Annotated in this window: 18 protein-coding genes; 6 read left to right on the top strand and 12 right to left on the bottom strand. The window is 45.9% G+C overall.

The window, feature by feature from the left end:
• Nucleotides 1-152: 152 nt before the first annotated feature.
• Both AMS66_RS09320 and AMS66_RS09315 read right to left on the bottom strand, forming a co-directional pair.
• Complete coding sequence (locus AMS66_RS09320; RefSeq protein WP_053780518.1) at nt 153-728, bottom strand: DUF1802 family protein; 576 nt, start codon at nt 726-728, stop codon at nt 153-155.
• A gap of 127 nt (nt 729-855) precedes the next feature.
• Entirely contained in the window at nt 856-1,317 is a 462-nt protein-coding gene (locus AMS66_RS09315) for a Dps family protein (protein WP_053780517.1), read from the bottom strand.
• A 298-nt stretch (nt 1,318-1,615) separates the two neighbouring features.
• Here AMS66_RS09315 and mtnK point away from each other — a divergent pair, with 298 nt between their 5' ends.
• Both mtnK and mtnA read left to right on the top strand, forming a co-directional pair.
• Nucleotides 1,616-2,833 carry an S-methyl-5-thioribose kinase gene (gene mtnK, locus AMS66_RS09310; RefSeq protein ID WP_053780516.1) on the top strand — a complete coding sequence of 406 codons (1,218 nt, stop codon included), beginning with the start codon at nt 1,616-1,618 and terminating at the stop codon, nt 2,831-2,833.
• Nucleotides 2,834-2,878: 45 nt separating this feature from the next.
• Nucleotides 2,879-3,952 carry an S-methyl-5-thioribose-1-phosphate isomerase gene (gene mtnA, locus AMS66_RS09305; RefSeq protein ID WP_053780515.1) on the top strand — a complete coding sequence of 358 codons (1,074 nt, stop codon included), beginning with the start codon at nt 2,879-2,881 and terminating at the stop codon, nt 3,950-3,952.
• A gap of 110 nt (nt 3,953-4,062) precedes the next feature.
• Here mtnA and AMS66_RS09300 read toward each other — a convergent pair whose 3' ends face one another.
• Entirely contained in the window at nt 4,063-4,365 is a 303-nt protein-coding gene (locus AMS66_RS09300; protein ID WP_017689545.1) for a YunC family protein, read from the bottom strand.
• A gap of 230 nt (nt 4,366-4,595) precedes the next feature.
• On the opposite strand from AMS66_RS09300, the gene AMS66_RS09295 reads away from it, so the two are divergent.
• Entirely contained in the window at nt 4,596-5,174 is a 579-nt protein-coding gene (locus AMS66_RS09295) for a hypothetical protein (protein ID WP_053780514.1), read from the top strand.
• A 153-nt stretch (nt 5,175-5,327) separates the two neighbouring features.
• Here the strand turns inward: AMS66_RS09295 and AMS66_RS09290 are convergent, their stop codons facing one another.
• Nucleotides 5,328-5,714, bottom strand: coding sequence for a DUF423 domain-containing protein (locus AMS66_RS09290; protein ID WP_053780513.1), 387 nt, complete (start codon nt 5,712-5,714; stop codon nt 5,328-5,330).
• 280 nt (nt 5,715-5,994) lie between these two features.
• On the opposite strand from AMS66_RS09290, the gene AMS66_RS09285 reads away from it, so the two are divergent.
• Both AMS66_RS09285 and AMS66_RS09280 read left to right on the top strand, forming a co-directional pair.
• On the top strand, nt 5,995-6,471 hold the full coding sequence (locus AMS66_RS09285) for a hypothetical protein (protein ID WP_053780512.1): 477 nt from the start codon (nt 5,995-5,997) through the stop codon (nt 6,469-6,471).
• A gap of 113 nt (nt 6,472-6,584) precedes the next feature.
• On the top strand, nt 6,585-7,433 hold the full coding sequence (locus AMS66_RS09280) for a DegV family protein (RefSeq protein WP_053780511.1): 849 nt from the start codon (nt 6,585-6,587) through the stop codon (nt 7,431-7,433).
• A 139-nt stretch (nt 7,434-7,572) separates the two neighbouring features.
• On the opposite strand, the gene pdaA is transcribed toward AMS66_RS09280, so the two are convergent.
• On the bottom strand, nt 7,573-8,352 hold the full coding sequence (gene pdaA / locus AMS66_RS09275; protein WP_053780510.1) for a delta-lactam-biosynthetic de-N-acetylase: 780 nt from the start codon (nt 8,350-8,352) through the stop codon (nt 7,573-7,575).
• A gap of 156 nt (nt 8,353-8,508) precedes the next feature.
• Entirely contained in the window at nt 8,509-8,907 is a 399-nt protein-coding gene (locus tag AMS66_RS09270; RefSeq protein WP_053780509.1) for a hypothetical protein, read from the bottom strand.
• Nucleotides 8,908-9,055: 148 nt separating this feature from the next.
• Between AMS66_RS09270 and cysC the strand changes: the two genes are divergently transcribed.
• Nucleotides 9,056-9,694: an adenylyl-sulfate kinase gene (cysC, locus tag AMS66_RS09265; protein ID WP_053780508.1), complete on the top strand. Its 639-nt coding sequence runs from the start codon at nt 9,056-9,058 to the stop codon at nt 9,692-9,694.
• A gap of 109 nt (nt 9,695-9,803) precedes the next feature.
• Here the strand turns inward: cysC and AMS66_RS09260 are convergent, their stop codons facing one another.
• The 6 genes from AMS66_RS09260 to AMS66_RS32285 all read right to left on the bottom strand — a co-directional run bounded on the left by AMS66_RS09260 (nt 9,804) and on the right by AMS66_RS32285 (nt 14,898).
• On the bottom strand, nt 9,804-11,705 hold the full coding sequence (locus AMS66_RS09260; protein ID WP_053780560.1) for an ABC transporter ATP-binding protein: 1,902 nt from the start codon (nt 11,703-11,705) through the stop codon (nt 9,804-9,806).
• Between the two features lie 6 nt (nt 11,706-11,711).
• Nucleotides 11,712-12,908: a nucleotidyltransferase domain-containing protein gene (locus AMS66_RS09255; protein WP_053780507.1), complete on the bottom strand. Its 1,197-nt coding sequence runs from the start codon at nt 12,906-12,908 to the stop codon at nt 11,712-11,714.
• Nucleotides 12,892-13,374 (bottom strand): lasso peptide biosynthesis B2 protein, encoded by a 483-nt coding sequence (locus tag AMS66_RS09250; RefSeq protein ID WP_053780506.1) that lies wholly within the window; start codon nt 13,372-13,374, stop codon nt 12,892-12,894. Before AMS66_RS09250 ends, AMS66_RS09255 begins: the two co-directional genes overlap by 17 nt.
• A gap of 4 nt (nt 13,375-13,378) precedes the next feature.
• Nucleotides 13,379-13,678: a lasso peptide biosynthesis PqqD family chaperone gene (locus AMS66_RS09245; protein WP_053780505.1), complete on the bottom strand. Its 300-nt coding sequence runs from the start codon at nt 13,676-13,678 to the stop codon at nt 13,379-13,381.
• Nucleotides 13,675-14,622, bottom strand: coding sequence for a hypothetical protein (locus AMS66_RS09240; protein ID WP_082350626.1), 948 nt, complete (start codon nt 14,620-14,622; stop codon nt 13,675-13,677). The genes AMS66_RS09245 and AMS66_RS09240 overlap by 4 nt, the downstream gene beginning before the upstream one ends.
• Before the next feature lie 144 nt (nt 14,623-14,766).
• Entirely contained in the window at nt 14,767-14,898 is a 132-nt protein-coding gene (locus AMS66_RS32285; protein ID WP_143805395.1) for a paeninodin family lasso peptide, read from the bottom strand.
• Nucleotides 14,899-14,980 lie beyond the last annotated feature (82 nt).

The raw sequence follows: 14,980 nt of genomic DNA, 5'->3' as shown, positions 1-14,980 counted from the left end.
ATAAAAGCCAGATTGAATCAAATGACAAAACTTCTTCGTCATAAATAGACAGTGAGAAAAATCACAGGGATTCAACCTTTTATCGAATCTGCTCCTCTTAACCGAAAAAAGGACCTATCCATATCATGGACAAGTCCTTCCGAGAAATAACATTACATTTTGAGCGTCTCGTTAATCTTCTGTACCTGTTCGTCAAAATCCGCAACGTCCAATACCGGCGTCATTTCGCGCGACACCGGACCATTCGGAATGGAAATCCATGAACGGCATCCGTTGTATTCAGATAATACGGGAATCTCCATCGGTTCCTTCAAACGGTACACTCGGAGTATCAATACGTGAAGTGGATCTTTGCGTTTCCACTTAAGGCGGTCTTCAGCAAAATCCGCAGTCCACATATGAAAGTCAAGAAGGCGATCCAGCATCTCCTGATCTCTAATCTCCAAATCCTGTGTCACTTCAGCATATGCGGTGAGACGGATCGTCGAAGCTTCAGGCACCCACTCGGCCAGTGATTCCTCAACATAGAAATGATCAGAGGACTTTATCAGTTCTTTACGCTGATGTTCATAAGTCGGATACAGATAGAACGCTGGACTTTTCAACTCAAAACGTCTGGTTTCCTCCACAATCCCGCCTTTGCGCATCACCATAATCTGGCGACCCGTCTCCAGCGCTTTGATTGCGGAGGCCCATTCTTTTAATGCCGGTATTGTTGTGCCTATCATAACGTTCTCCTCCCGAAGTCAGTCTTGTCAGCAGTATAGACGCTCGGCGTCGTCCTGACAACGTGAAAAGCAGGTTGGAGTAACTGTAACGTTTATAAGGCAACAAGCTCGTTATGTGAGGATAGGTTTAGCCCAAGAAAGAGCGAAGCATCCACATATGTTTCTCCAGATCAGCCTTGAAGCCTGTCAGCATGTCGGATGTTGGTTGGTCTTCCGCAGCATCTGCCACTTCAATACCTTCCTGATACTCATTCGACAATGTAGCAAAATCCTCGATCAGGTTCTGTACCATTGTGTTGGCGTCTTCGCCACCCGCAGCCTCTTGAATGGAGGAAAGCTCAAGATACTCTTTCATTGTAGCCGCAGGGCTGCCTTTGAGGGTAAGAATACGTTCAGCGATTTCATCCATTTGTACAGTCACTTCATTGTAGAATTCTTCAAATTTTACATGCAGTGTGAAAAAGTTAGGTCCTTTTACATACCAGTGATAGTTATGGATTTTAACATACAGGACGTTCAGGTTTGCTACCTGACGATTAAGTACTTGTTCCACCGATTTCGCTTGATCTGTTTTGTTTTTTGTAGCCATCTTAATCCCATCCTTTTATTATAAAATTAGTCTGACATTCACTTAAGCAGGTTAATCTGCGGTAAGTGACAGAGATTTAACAATCCGGCTCCACCATGTGGCGGAGAGCCTTGTCGGCGGTATTTCTGTCAACCGTCCGGCCTATTTGTTTTTACCCGTACACCGGAAGTTCGAAACAAGTCCGGTATAGGCCGTCTCAAAAAAAGGGTACAAAATCACAGTTATTTCCGATATACTGACATATACCAAGCAAAGAAGTGGGTTTTCCTGTTTCTTCATATATATGGAGGTGGCATTCTTGTCCCAATATCACCCTTTTACACCCCAGGATGCAATCGAACTGGCCAAAACATTACCTGGTCCGTTTGCGGCAGATGCGAATCTGGAATGTCGTGAGATCGGTGACGGCAATCTGAATTTGGTCTTCCATATCACGGATCAGAACGCCGATAAAAGTATCATTATCAAACAGGCCCTTCCTTATGCGAAAGTGGTTGGAGAATCATGGCCACTGTCTCTGGTACGTGCCAGAATTGAACGGGAAATCTTACAGGAAGAATATCGTCTATGTCCGGGAATGGTGCCCGAAGTGTACCATTATGATGATGATCTCGCCTTAACCGTGATGGAAGATTTGAGCGATCATGTGATCATGCGTAAAGGCCTCATCGATGGCGGAACGTATCCTCTCTTTGCACAACATATTGGGGAGTTTATGGCAAGAACATTATTTTTCACGTCAGATCTTGGCATGAACCAGCAACTGAAGAAAGAGAAACAGGGCAGATTCGTTAATCCGGATCAATGTAAAATAACCGAAGATCTGATCTTTGATGAACCGTATCGCATTGCGGAGAAAAATAACTATGAGCCTTCCATTGAAGACGAAGCAGAAGCACTTCGGACGGATGGAGAACTCCATCTTGAAGTCGCCTTGCTGCGCGAGAAATTTCTCACGCACGGTCAAGCTCTACTTCATGGGGATTTGCACACAGGCAGTATTTTTGTCACGCCTGAATCCACCAAAGTCATTGACCCCGAATTTGCCTATTTCGGCCCAATGGGATTTGATGTAGGAGCCGTGCTTGCCAATCTGCTTCTCCATTACGCCTCCCTGCCAGGACGATTCCAGGATCAGACGGCTCTTCATGAGCGTGAAACGATTTTGCTAAATATGGTTCGTGACGTATGGACTGAATTCGAATCCCGCTTCCGCAGCCTGTGGGCTTCGGATCTGGTTGATCCTATGGCTAAAGCGCCTGGATACGAAGACCTTTATGTACAACAATTATTCAGAGACACTGCTGGCTTCGCTGGCGCGAAAATGGTCCGCCGTATTGTCGGACTGGCGCATGTCGCAGATATCGATACGATTGAAGATGCAACAGAACGTGAACGTGCTCAGCGCAAAACGCTGGCCATTGGTAAAGCACTCATCAAGCGTAATCGCAATCTGAATACCATTGGTGAACTTCTCGATACAGTAGCTACTGCGGTTTCTTCTATTAAAATTTAACTTAAAGAACTCACAAAGCTTAACTTACGGAACGGAGGAACATCCATGACAACCCCTGAACATCAGCCTCTGTCCTCCCTCATATGGAAACAGGACAAGCTTGAAATGCTTGACCAGCGTCTGCTGCCTGAAACGATTCTGATGCTTAAACTGTACACGCCCGAGGAGGTATGGGAATCCATCCACTCAATGAAAGTACGCGGTGCTCCCGCAATTGGGATCGCTGCTGCATTCGGCGTAGTACTCGGTGCCAAGGCATATGACGGACTTGCCATCCAAGGATGGCTGGATCATGTAAAATCCATCTGTGCTCATCTTGCTACTTCCCGTCCAACAGCTGTGAACCTGTTCTGGGCGCTGGATCGCATGATGCAAAAGGCCAGTGACCTCGCTGAATCCGGGGCAAATATCGAAGATAGCAATGCAGCTCTTGAAGCGGAAGCTCTCTTGATTCAGAAAGAAGACGAAGAAGTTTGCCGCCTTATCGGTGAAAATGCTCTTCCTTTGTTCGCAGACGGTATGGGTGTACTCACACACTGTAATGCAGGCGGACTTGCAACCGCGAAATACGGAACAGCGACTGCACCGATGTACCTCGCTCACGAGCGCGGCATCAACCTTAAAGTATTCGCAGATGAAACTCGTCCGGTCCTTCAGGGTGCACGCCTCACGGCTTTCGAGCTCCAGCAAGCCGGTATTGACGTTACTCTGATTTGTGACAACATGGCAGGCATGGTCATGTCCAAAGGTTGGATTCAGGCAGTTATCGTCGGTACAGACCGCGTCGCTGCCAATGGGGATGTAGCAAACAAAATCGGAACATACAGCGTAGCGGTCCTTGCCAAAGCGCACAACATTCCTTTTTATGTAGCCAGCCCACTGTCCACCATTGACCTGTCTACGCCATCCGGAGATCTCATTCCGATTGAGGAACGCGCTGCGGAGGAAGTAACTGAAGGTTTTGGCAAACGTACTGCACCGCAAGGTGTGAAAGTATTCAATCCGGCGTTTGACGTCACACCTAATGAATATGTAACGGCCATTATTACGGAAAAAGGCGTCGTTCATGCTCCTTTCAAAGAGAATCTGGCTGCCCTGTTCGCCAAGGATGAAGCTTAAATTAGTTAAAGTAAGTTTGAACGTTTGATTTTTATAGCATTGGTACATGTAAATTAAAGAGAGGGCTTCCCAGTTGGGGAGCCCTTTCTTAATCGTCTAATTTCCAGTGATTAAATCATCTTGAGCAATGCTTCAACACCCGTCATGCCAACCGTAATGCCCATAGCCTCGGCTTCCGTTGTCACTGACTCCATAGGTGCATGCAGCAGCTGTTCCAATGTGCGCACGCCAACCGCCCGAGCTGCAATAATTTTGCGATCCCCAAGCTTTTCATTAAGTAACCCTACATCGAGTGCTCCGCACATGATATATCCTTTGGATGTATTAATCGTCAGTAATGTCGTTTTGGGCAGCTTTACCTCTACCCCGACCAGAACATGTTCTCCAACCACAATCGGCTCCATCGTCACCATAATTTCCCGATACACCTCCTCTTCCACAGGTCACGATAATTGTATGCCTCATTCTGGATAGCCGTGTGGACACCTGCGGAAAGGATTGTAATTGCATATGGTTTTACTTAAATTAGCCCAAGTGTTCCGCTCATTTTCTATGTCTCTAGCACTATGATTATTGCCCTTTTAATGATATAGTGTATTGAAGCGTTTTATAGCTGACATATTTTTTAACGGGGCTGGGATGAATGAAAGAAACCTTATCCAACGAAGAAGAAATCGGCTTTTTATTCAATGTCGATATTCTTATTAAGAGCCGCTCGAATGCATTGGCACTGCAGTCCCTGTTGGAGTTCATTAACAAAGAGGAACAAATTGCGGACTTTCGGATTCAATCCGGCATAGAGCTTGGCAAAATTATTGAAGTGACACTGCAGTCCAAAAAGGACTCCTTCGCCTTTCTTCATAAAGAAAGAAAAAAATCGCAATCCAATGCAAGACAGAAGAACTCTTCACCAAATCAAGCGACGGCTTCAACCGTTCCAGTCAAACCACAAAGTGAAATCGAAACACCTGCTTCCCAGAAAGCTCCTTCAACCGAAGCATCCAACACTACCAACGGAAATTCATTCGATGTATGGATTGATACCCTTATCAAAGAAAACCGTCTTACTCGGATCGTTGTGAATAACAAGAACGGCAGGCATCAGAGCATTCCATGCCGAATCTTGAATTTTGATCGGGATACCAGCATTGTAAGCGTCTACCATGTGGATGAAAAACAAGTGTATACCTTCCGAACCAATGAAATTGATGAGTTTCTATAACTCAATGAGCATTCAAACAAAAAGCAACTTACGGGGGAATTCCATAACATTTCCCAGGCAAGTTGCTTTTTTAGGTATTCATTCATGTAACAATGAACTGGTACATCATAAGTTCTCCATAACTCTCCATAACCATGCGCAGCTATTGTAAAATCATGAGCGATCTCTTCCCCGCTGCCATACGTCTATTGCTAATAACAACCATCCGACAATAAAGGCTACCCCGCCGATTGGCGTGATGGCTCCCAATATTTTAATACCTGAAATACTCAGTACGTACAGACTGCCTGAGAATATGATAATTCCAATAAACAGCAGGCGTGCTGCCCACTTGAGCTTGGTGGACGGTCCAAGTTGACCCGCTGTAAGACCAATGATCAGCAGTCCGATTGCATGTATCATGTGGTACTGCACTCCGGTTTCATACACCGCTATGGCGTCTGCACCAATTTTTTCCTTAAGCATATGTGCACCAAACGCTCCAATAGCCACAGAAAGCATCGTCAGTACAGCACCAAGCATCATCCATTTCCGTTGCATTTGCCTTCTCTCCCTTAATTCATCTCTCAACTATTCATTTTAGCGAATCCTTGCCGTGTTTACCAGCAAGCTAAGATGCGGATGGCATTCATATGTATGGTTATATATACTTTACTTCGCTTTTGGCTCGAAATCGACGAAAACTGGCGTAAAACCTTGATTTTTATCGATTTTTATGGAAAAGTAAAAAGGAGTGCCTTCATTCTCTTGATGAGAATCATAACACCCGGATTAGGTTAATTACACTCATGACCACGATTAAGGGAGGGACATACCATTCATGGATAATCAAAATAATCAGAATAACAATCATCCTTATCCATCCGGTTCCAGTAGGGATCATTCAGATTCCAATCATGATAACCTGTTTACACCTTACCCCTCCGCTCTGGAAGATCCATCCTTGGGCCGATTGAAACATTCCGGGCCAGGTATTGCAAGTTTTGTGATTGGATTGGTCTCGATCATTGGTTACATGCTGACTTTATTTATTGCCACAATGGCTATCAACAGTTCAATTGGCGTTGTAACCACACCGATACAAGTGGAAGAGATTGCATTGCATCCTGCAATTGTTCTGGCTTCTCTGGCTGTTCTTGTTTGTCTGATTCTTAATCTGGCCGGACTCATTCTAGGCGTGATTGGGCTTGTACTCAAGAATCGAAAAAAAGTCTTTGCTATCATTGGAACCATCCTCAGCGGAGTCATGATTCTGGCGTTTGCAGGCCTTATCATTGCAGGAATCTATATGGTGTAAAAGCTTACATCCGCTTCACGTTTATTTATCAAAAAAACGAAAATGAAATAACAATGATTCATCTCAGTTTGATCCATTCTATTGCCAAATTTTCGTATCCAAAGGAGATTGACATGTCAAGAATCAAAATTTTCACGGACAGCACAAGTGATCTGGCCCCAGCTTGGATCCAGCAGCACGATATCGGTATCATCCCTTTATATGTCGTGTTCGGTGAGGAATCACTGAAGGACGGTGCTGAAATTAAGCCAGAGCAGCTCTATGAACGTGTAAGCAGGGATGGGCGTCTGCCCAAAACAGCAGCACCTTCACCTGCTGATTTTATGACGGCATTTCAACCTTACATAGAACAAGGGTATGATATCTTATATATCAGCTTGTCCTCTGAACTTTCGTCAACCTACCAAAATGCAAGATTGGCCAGTTCCGAGTTTCCGGAAGGTCGCATCTCTGTCGTGGATTCTCTGAATCTTTCTTCTGGGATTGCCCTGATGGTCATGAAGGCAGTTCAAGCAGCTGAAAAAGGGCAGAGCTTGATAGAGATTACACATCTCGTTGAAGCCATCAAACCGAATGTGCGAACTGAATTTGTTATCGATACGTTGGAGTATCTGTACAAAGGCGGACGCTGCTCTGGCATGCAAAATCTGATTGGAAGTCTGCTGAAAATCCGTCCCGTCATTCGGGTAACCGATGGCAAAATGTCACCTGCGTACAAGGTCCGTGGCAAACGGGAAAAGGCCTTGGAACAAATGCTGCAAAACACACTTAACCATAAGGAACAGATCGACCGCGATCTAGTTATCGTTGTGCATACCATGGCCGAGGAAGATGCAGTTGGTTTGCAAAAGTCTCTACAGGAACAGACCGGAGCACGAGTGGAATTGACTACGGCTGGTTGCGTAATATGTAGTCATTGCGGTCCCAAAACAATCGGTATCATTTATAACACGGTTTTATAAGAACGCTTCTCAATCACAAAACACGTTTTCCGGATCACAATCACACGTTCGCCTGCTTAATCCATTAAGGATCAAGCTAAAAGGGCATCCCAAGCTACCGTAGCTCAGGATGCCCTTTTTCTATTGTAAACATGTAGCATTAATAGCTTTTTGTTTTCAGGTCATTCAAATTTTTGAACGTATATCCTTGCTTACGAGCCTCATCAATAATGGAGGCCAGCGCCTCCGTATTATCTTTGGACACAGAGTGAAGCAAAATGACTGCTCCTGGATGCAGCTGTTTCAATACTTGCTGACGCGCGTAGTCTGTCCCTTTTTGAATTTTGGTATCCCAATCTTTATAGGCAACGGACCAAAACACATTAACATAACCTTGGGCGTGGCTCTCTGCGAGCGTCCGATTGTTGAAAATGCCACGTGGCGGCCGCAAAAAGGTCGCTTCCTGTCCAGTCAAACGATTGACCTCAGACCGCACCTGATCAAGCTCTGTTCTCAATTTCTCATTGGAAACTCGGGTCATATCGGGATGGCTCCAGGAGTGATTACCCACAATATGTCCTTCTGCCGCCATTCGCTTCACCAGTTCAGGCTGATCTTTCAGATAATGCCCGGTGACAAAAAAAGCAGCTGGTACTTTCTTGTCACGCAGAACATCCAATATGGCTGGCGTAAACCCATTTTCATAACCGTTATCAAACGTTAGATACAATTCTTTCTGTTTCGTATCCCCCAAGAAAATGGCATCGTTATTCTGTAATATCTCCTTAAATCCTTCCTGATCAATGGAAGGCAACTGGCCGTTTTGGCTTCTTTTGAAACCAAAGTGATATGCTCCATTTATTGGCGATGCTTCAGTATGTGCTGGTAATATACCGAAAGCCAATATGGCCAGCAGCATGTAAAGAACCATTCGCTTCATTGCTATCCGCTCCTGTTCCTGAAAAATTTGGTTTGTCGTTTCCTATCACGAACACCTTCAGGTAATATGCCACAGGAACAGCTAATGTATGTAAATTTCAATCACAGATCGCTTCACATACATCACGCAATGGGGTCCCACTCTTGATTTCTTCGTTCAAAACCGTTTATTGTCCCGCTCGGGATGATGAAACAGTTCAAGTAATGTCTGAGGTTTCCCACTGGAAGCCAGCCACTCTCTAACCATTTCTATTGCACGTGTCTGACCGTCACCACTATCGCGCCAGGTTAGCAGCTCAATCACTTTAATAATAAGGGCAGACATATTATGGTTATCATGTTCAGAGCGATCTGCCCGCAATTTATGATAGAGAGCCTCCTGCTCCCAATCAAGCAAAATTTCGTCACCAATGGTAGGCTTCATCAAGGTGTATGCCCTACCACACTCTGAACAACGTACCGCACTGACCTGCTCTTGAGCAAAGATTGCACGAATATCCTGATCGCAATCCGCGCACTGGAAATAAACCTGTATGTTGTGTATGTTATTGTTCATGTTGGTGTTCCTCCTGCTATGTATGTACTACATCTATACCCGAATTATCGTTGATTCACGCTAAATTTCACCAAATTCAGAAGGTGCTATAATCTTGTAAATATGTTAAAATATTATACATATCATAGATAGGAAGAGGCGGATATCCATGTCAAAGGAAGAGCGTAACATTACCTGGCAGCAATCCAGCTTGAATAGACTTGACAGGGAGAAACATAACGGTCATCGCAGTCGGGCCATATGGTTCACCGGGTTATCCGGCGCAGGAAAATCCTCGCTTGCATTTGCCCTGGAGCAGTATCTGTACGAAAAAGGGGTTCATTGTTACGTACTTGATGGGGATAACGTTCGTCATGGACTGAATCGGGATCTTGGCTTCACGTCCGAGGATCGGCAAGAAAATCTACGGCGAATTGGTGAAGTATCCAAGTTGATGGTAGATGCCGGTTTATTTGTTCTTTCTGCCTTTATCTCGCCAGATGCACAGGATCGGAAGATGGTTAGACAGCTCTTTGAAGCTGATGATTTCATTGAAATTTATGTACGTTGTTCGATCGAGGAGTGCGAACGACGCGATCCGAAGGGGCTTTACCAAAAGGCCCGCAGCGGTGCCATTCCACATTTCACAGGGATTTCTGCCCCCTATGATATTCCAGAAGATCCTACACTGATCATTGATACCGAAGAACTGTCCATCGAAGAAGCCGTGCATGAAATTGTGCTACATCTGGAACGTGTTGGTGCATTTCATCTGCCGCAGCCTGTTAGCAATGCCATCGTTCACTAAATGGGTTGGTCATCATAATGAATTACTTTCCTAATACACATACATCAAAGGCGCTGCCTTAAATGGCGCGCCTTTTTTATTTGGTTCCATTTCGGATTTACCGAGAGATTCATTGCCCCATAACACCCGCCTGCATATTTAACAGTTTGCTGAACGTACCTACCGGATCAGTAGACAATTGCTGATAACCCCCTTGTTGAATAACCCGGCCTTCATCCAGTACAATCACTCGATCCGCAGTTCGGATGGTGGACAGTCGGTGGGCGATAACAATAACCGTAACATGCCCTTTCAGGCGCTCGAGAGCTTCATGAATATGCTGTTCGTTCTCACTGTCCAGCGCACTTGTCGCCTCATCCAATACCAATACAGAAGGGTTCCGAAGCATGGCGCGGGCAAGCACCAAACGCTGACGTTCACCGCCGGATAACCGGATGCCCCGATCACCGATAATGGTATCCATTCCTTGCGGAAGTTTGCGGACAAACGTTGCAGATGAAGAAAACTGTAATGCATGCCACATCTGTTCCTCACTGGCATTGGGGTCAACCAGACGTAAATTTTCGCGAATGCTCGTATGGAACAGAAAAGGGTCCTGAGAGACATACCCTATGGAACTTCTCCAGGCTAATAATCGATTCTCGGTTAACGGCACACCATCCACCAAAATCTGACCACTCTCCGGACGAATGAGTCCCATAATCAGATCAATCATCGTGCTCTTACCGGCTCCAGACTTGCCTACAATCGCTGTCATACCCTTCGCAGGGATGGATGCATACGCTTCGAATAACGAGTAGGTATCACTGCCTTCGTAGCGATAATTAACTTGCTGACACTCAATGGACTCTTTAAGCACCAGGGGTTCAATGGGCTGAACATCGCCATCTTCCTGCTCATTCGGCTTGGCCTGAGCCTTCATTCTGACTGAACGCGAAAGACCGGGAACTGTTAACTCCTGATCATATGGTTGACCAGCATGAACTGTTTTTTCGCTAATCTCACGGCTTTTTTCGGTCTCTGACTGTAACTCTCTCACAATCTGAAACGCGGGCAGCATTGAACTCATATACTCCAGATTGGACTGAATAGACGTGAATCGTGGCCACAATCGTGAAAAGATCAAAATAATGAGCAACAAACTTGCCGGAGGTACAGCAAGCACATGCAGGGATAGATAGATAAAAGCTGCAATAATGACCGCCGCCGATACCCGATGAATCAACTGAGTGCCACTGTTCAACTGGCTGAACTGAATCACATTACGTTCAATCCGCCCACACATACGCTCAAACCAGCTAATATGTGATTTTTCGAGCATATTGCTCTTAATATCCTTGATGCCGTTAAAGTGCTCTGTAATGCCATTGTAATAGCTCTGGGAATATTCGGACGTCTGATCCCCGATCTGTTTTGCCCGTTTCACGAATTTTCTCAAAACAATAAACAATACCAATCCACAGACCAGGACAAGGGTGGTTAACTTGGCAGACAACCAGAAGGCAAGACCGATTTGAATGCCGGTGAAGATCAAGGAAGCCGCCATTTGTAGCATAATATTCGTTCCCTGACTGACTCTAGCGAGTTCGGTCGTTAATATATGATTAAAATCGGATTTTCGTTTTTGGAGAAAAAAAGACCACTGCGCCATAATGATGGCACGATAGGTTTCCATACGCAGCGTTCGAACAAATTGCTGCTGAATTCGGGTATTGCGAATCGTCTGAAGACGTTGAAGCCAAGCCTGTCCAGAGACAATGAGGACAAAGGTCAGCAGTACCAGCAGCAACCGGCCATTTTCCGGAAAACGATTTAAAAATTCGGATACCCAGGGTAAGTGCAGACCTGTCGAACCCATTTCAAAAATACCAATGAGACTTAACATCGGAACGAGCATATATATGCCGATTCCTTCCATCAGACTGATGAAGATCATGCCCAGCAGGTTCCAATATAACACTGGGCCTGTTACACGATGCAGCTTGCGCATAAAGAATTGTAATTCCGAAATCATATGTTATCCCCTCTCCGTCATCGTGTTCCTTTTGATTCGCCGCCAGAACCAGAGAAACGGACGTAACGGAAAATACAAAAAATGCAGTGAACGCGGAAGCGGTAGTTGATCTACATCCCAGGTACTCGGATACAAACGTTCGATGAAGAAAAACAGCTTCTGCCTTGTGCTTCGCAGTGCAAACAGATAGGAACGATAACTCCTTACATCTGCCGGACTTGCAATCATCTCATTCATGAACACTAAGCCGCGTCTGGCTAATTTCTCTCCCTCACGTTTGTGGGAGGATAATAAAGCAAGGTAATTGTCATATATAGGGGTATCCAGCAGTACAGAAGCCAGATGAAGAGCTTGTGAACCGATGGATAATCTGCCTTCTGCTTTCAGGCGCCGCTCCACTTTTTTGACGTCCAGTGGCATACAGCGAATCATCTGGTCGATATCCAATAACCAACGCAGTCTGAACCATCCATGTCTTGCGCCGTGCGTCACCAAATATGCCCACAGATCCTCCCTTTCCAGCATACGGACAGGCGTCTGGGTATAGGTGCTGAATCGGCTGCGTTTCCACAGTAATTCAAAATCCGTTTCTCTTCCGGAATCCGGATTAAGCCGCCAATGGATCTCCACTTGGGTTCTTTTGACCGGGTGCTTGTAACAGATATGATGTTCCCGCCATTTCCAGCTGGCAACGGTTGGTGTCCGCTTGCCTTCCTTCGATTCATAACCAAGCAATTCAAGGATCTCTTCTGCGGACTCCACATCATCAAAAGGAATGAGAATGTCCAGATCTTTAGAGGTCCGCAAGGAAATATCTCCATAAAGATCATGTGCCAGCGCAGGCCCTTTGAGTGTAATATTCCGAATGCCTCGTTCGCGAAAAGCACCACACACCTGCTCCATCTCGGCAGTCAGATGCAACATGCGGAATGTATTGGCTGTATATTGCTGCCTCAGGTTTTCCACGACAGAAGCAGGAATAAACGCTGAATCCAACTCTTTTATTTTCAGATAGAGAACAGAGTACAGTCGATGATGATGGGCGAGCTGCAAAAAGAGTTTCCAGTCTATCCCCTTCATCCGTATTTGGGCGTCCTCAGGGGTTATTGCTGTTTGTTCGCCCTTAATCATGCTCAAAATCAGCTTAAGCTCCTGTGGAAAATCTGCTGTATAGTGTTCCCATTCATGTATCGTAGACAATCTCTCCAGCTCCCCTCTCAGGACACCGCTTGCCAAACACGCCGACAACCGTATATTGGTCCATTGTATCTGCTCCGGTCACAATTAATTTTCCACTTCGCAGCCAAGCATGAGCCATCATTTGGCCTTGTTTATTTCGTGCAGTTCCCATATAAAGAGTACTCTCCACTTTGCGGCGTTCCAGCATCTTCATCGCTGCAATTGCCATGACAAGACAACGACTCTCCCATAGTGTATACCTGCTGGCAATGAGTATGGCTTTAGAAATATTTCGTATCGTCGTCACTTCACTTCGATGGAGTCCTGTCATCGACGTTTCGTACATCGGTGTACCGAGATCTGGAGCAATTTTGGCAAAAGGCAGCGCCTTAAGTATTCGTGCCCACCCAAGATGGACATAGGCTTCCCATACCAATCCACGGATTTCACGCGGCAATGAACGATATGCTTTTATTTTTCGCAACATGGCTCTACTCTCCGCGGGTAACGTCAATTAATCCTTCATGCGTCAGATGCTCAAGGAATTGAACAACTTGCTCACGGCATAGGTCTGGTTCAATCTCATATTCTGAGGCTAACACTTCAACCAATTCTGCCAATGTTCGTTCTTCACTGATCAGATCCCAGATTCGTCCACCCGTGCTGCCCAGATTATAGTACTTTCCGTTATGGATGCTCATCATGACTTTTTCCCCGCCCATGTCACTGACAAGATTGCCTTCCTTCCGCAACACACGGTCTTCCCCATTCATTGGCTTCGTTGCTGTCATTGTCCCGTATACACTCCTTTGCGCGCATGATCTGTAATCCGGTCAGCCATCTCAAATGCAGTGAAATCAGATCCTGACCTCGTGATTCTGAAAACCTCGATACTGGCGGACAGTCGTGAGACCGTCTCGAACAGCCATTGTGCCAGACCCTGCCTGGAAACAAGTCCACTACGAAAGGTATGAGAGCACAGCATGTGAAGACGTTCCAACCCGGAAACTTCCATCAGCTGTACGGGTTTTAGCATCTCTTCCGGCTTCGGATCAAGTTCAAAAACCGCGGCAAGCGGAACCGGTCTATCATAAAAATAGTGCTGAACAGGTATCGCGTACTTCGTAATCTCCGCATGAACCGTTGCATAATCCTGTTCCTTCATGCCGAAACCGTCCAGGCTGGGCTGCCATAACTTTTGCTGCGGATACCCCGGTGATACGATCGCTCTTCCCCCCGCATCCCATGTCAGTGCCACAACATCATCTGTCAAGAGTGGGTAGCCACGTGAAGCAAGTGCAGCGGATAAAGTAGATTTGCCCGCACCCGAGTGTCCAACAAATGCATACGCCCAACCATCTATGACCACCGCACTTCCGTGCAGCGGAAGAATGCCGCGCTGCATCATAATGACGGCCATACATGTGCCCAGCACGAATAATCTAACCTTTTTGTCGTCCGCTCCCGCTTGAGGGGATACCACAATGCGGCATCCTTGTTCCATAAGAAACAGACCCGTATCCTCGATTCGAAAAAAAAGGCTGCCATTCCGGAATACAAAGTTATCGCTCCCCACATCCCACTCTTCCCAGTGTGCTGCCAAATCAGCTATCTCAATGTGTACGTCCACATGGACGGCTTCAGAATCTGTACCGTTCTGTACGATTTGGAGTTCAGGCATGGGGAATTGGCTCAACCAACGCAAGCCGTAGGCTTCATACTGCACAGGCAACAATGAATGACTCCTCCTTCGCAATTTTGCATGTAGATAAAAAAAGCCCTTATATTCGCACTGCTCAATATAAGGGCGGAGGCGAAAAGTGGAATATTGCCCTTTCCGCCCTTCTAAGTATGATGGCACATGTTCAAACTAAACAACTTAGGAAGTTGGATCGTAGAGATCAGCATCGTGGACAGTAATCCAGTCGATCTGTTTGTAACCTACGCCCGCCATTGTTTGGTTCACTTCCAATACTTCCAGTGCTGGTGCTTGCCATTCCTTTTTTTCCATTTGCATCGTGTTCACCTCCTCTCATGAGTCAACGGATTAATGAACCCGTATGCCGGTTCATATCACTACACCCCCTAGCTGC

Origin of the sequence: Paenibacillus xylanivorans, from assembly GCF_001280595.1 — a bacterium.
Taxonomy (GTDB): domain Bacteria; phylum Bacillota; class Bacilli; order Paenibacillales; family Paenibacillaceae; genus Paenibacillus; species Paenibacillus xylanivorans.
Note: the sequence above shows the minus strand (reverse complement) of the source record. Positions and strands in the feature narration are given on the sequence as shown.

Excerpts from the sequence above, each read along its gene's own strand:
- AMS66_RS09320 (WP_053780518.1), bottom strand. The coding sequence starts at position 728 with ATGATAGGCACAACAATACCGGCATTAAAAGAATGGGCCTCCGCAATC.
- AMS66_RS09315 (WP_053780517.1), bottom strand. The coding sequence starts at position 1,317 with ATGGCTACAAAAAACAAAACAGATCAAGCGAAATCGGTGGAACAAGTA.
- mtnA (WP_053780515.1), top strand. The coding sequence starts at position 2,879 with ATGACAACCCCTGAACATCAGCCTCTGTCCTCCCTCATATGGAAACAG.
- AMS66_RS09300 (WP_017689545.1), bottom strand. The coding sequence starts at position 4,365 with ATGGTGACGATGGAGCCGATTGTGGTTGGAGAACATGTTCTGGTCGGG.
- AMS66_RS09295 (WP_053780514.1), top strand. The coding sequence starts at position 4,596 with ATGAAAGAAACCTTATCCAACGAAGAAGAAATCGGCTTTTTATTCAAT.
- AMS66_RS09290 (WP_053780513.1), bottom strand. The coding sequence starts at position 5,714 with ATGCAACGGAAATGGATGATGCTTGGTGCTGTACTGACGATGCTTTCT.
- AMS66_RS09285 (WP_053780512.1), top strand. The coding sequence starts at position 5,995 with ATGGATAATCAAAATAATCAGAATAACAATCATCCTTATCCATCCGGT.
- AMS66_RS09280 (WP_053780511.1), top strand. The coding sequence starts at position 6,585 with ATGTCAAGAATCAAAATTTTCACGGACAGCACAAGTGATCTGGCCCCA.
- pdaA (WP_053780510.1), bottom strand. The coding sequence starts at position 8,352 with ATGAAGCGAATGGTTCTTTACATGCTGCTGGCCATATTGGCTTTCGGT.
- AMS66_RS09270 (WP_053780509.1), bottom strand. The coding sequence starts at position 8,907 with ATGAACAATAACATACACAACATACAGGTTTATTTCCAGTGCGCGGAT.
- cysC (WP_053780508.1), top strand. The coding sequence starts at position 9,056 with ATGTCAAAGGAAGAGCGTAACATTACCTGGCAGCAATCCAGCTTGAAT.
- AMS66_RS09250 (WP_053780506.1), bottom strand. The coding sequence starts at position 13,374 with ATGTTGCGAAAAATAAAAGCATATCGTTCATTGCCGCGTGAAATCCGT.
- AMS66_RS09245 (WP_053780505.1), bottom strand. The coding sequence starts at position 13,678 with ATGACAGCAACGAAGCCAATGAATGGGGAAGACCGTGTGTTGCGGAAG.
- AMS66_RS32285 (WP_143805395.1), bottom strand. The coding sequence starts at position 14,898 with ATGGAAAAAAAGGAATGGCAAGCACCAGCACTGGAAGTATTGGAAGTG.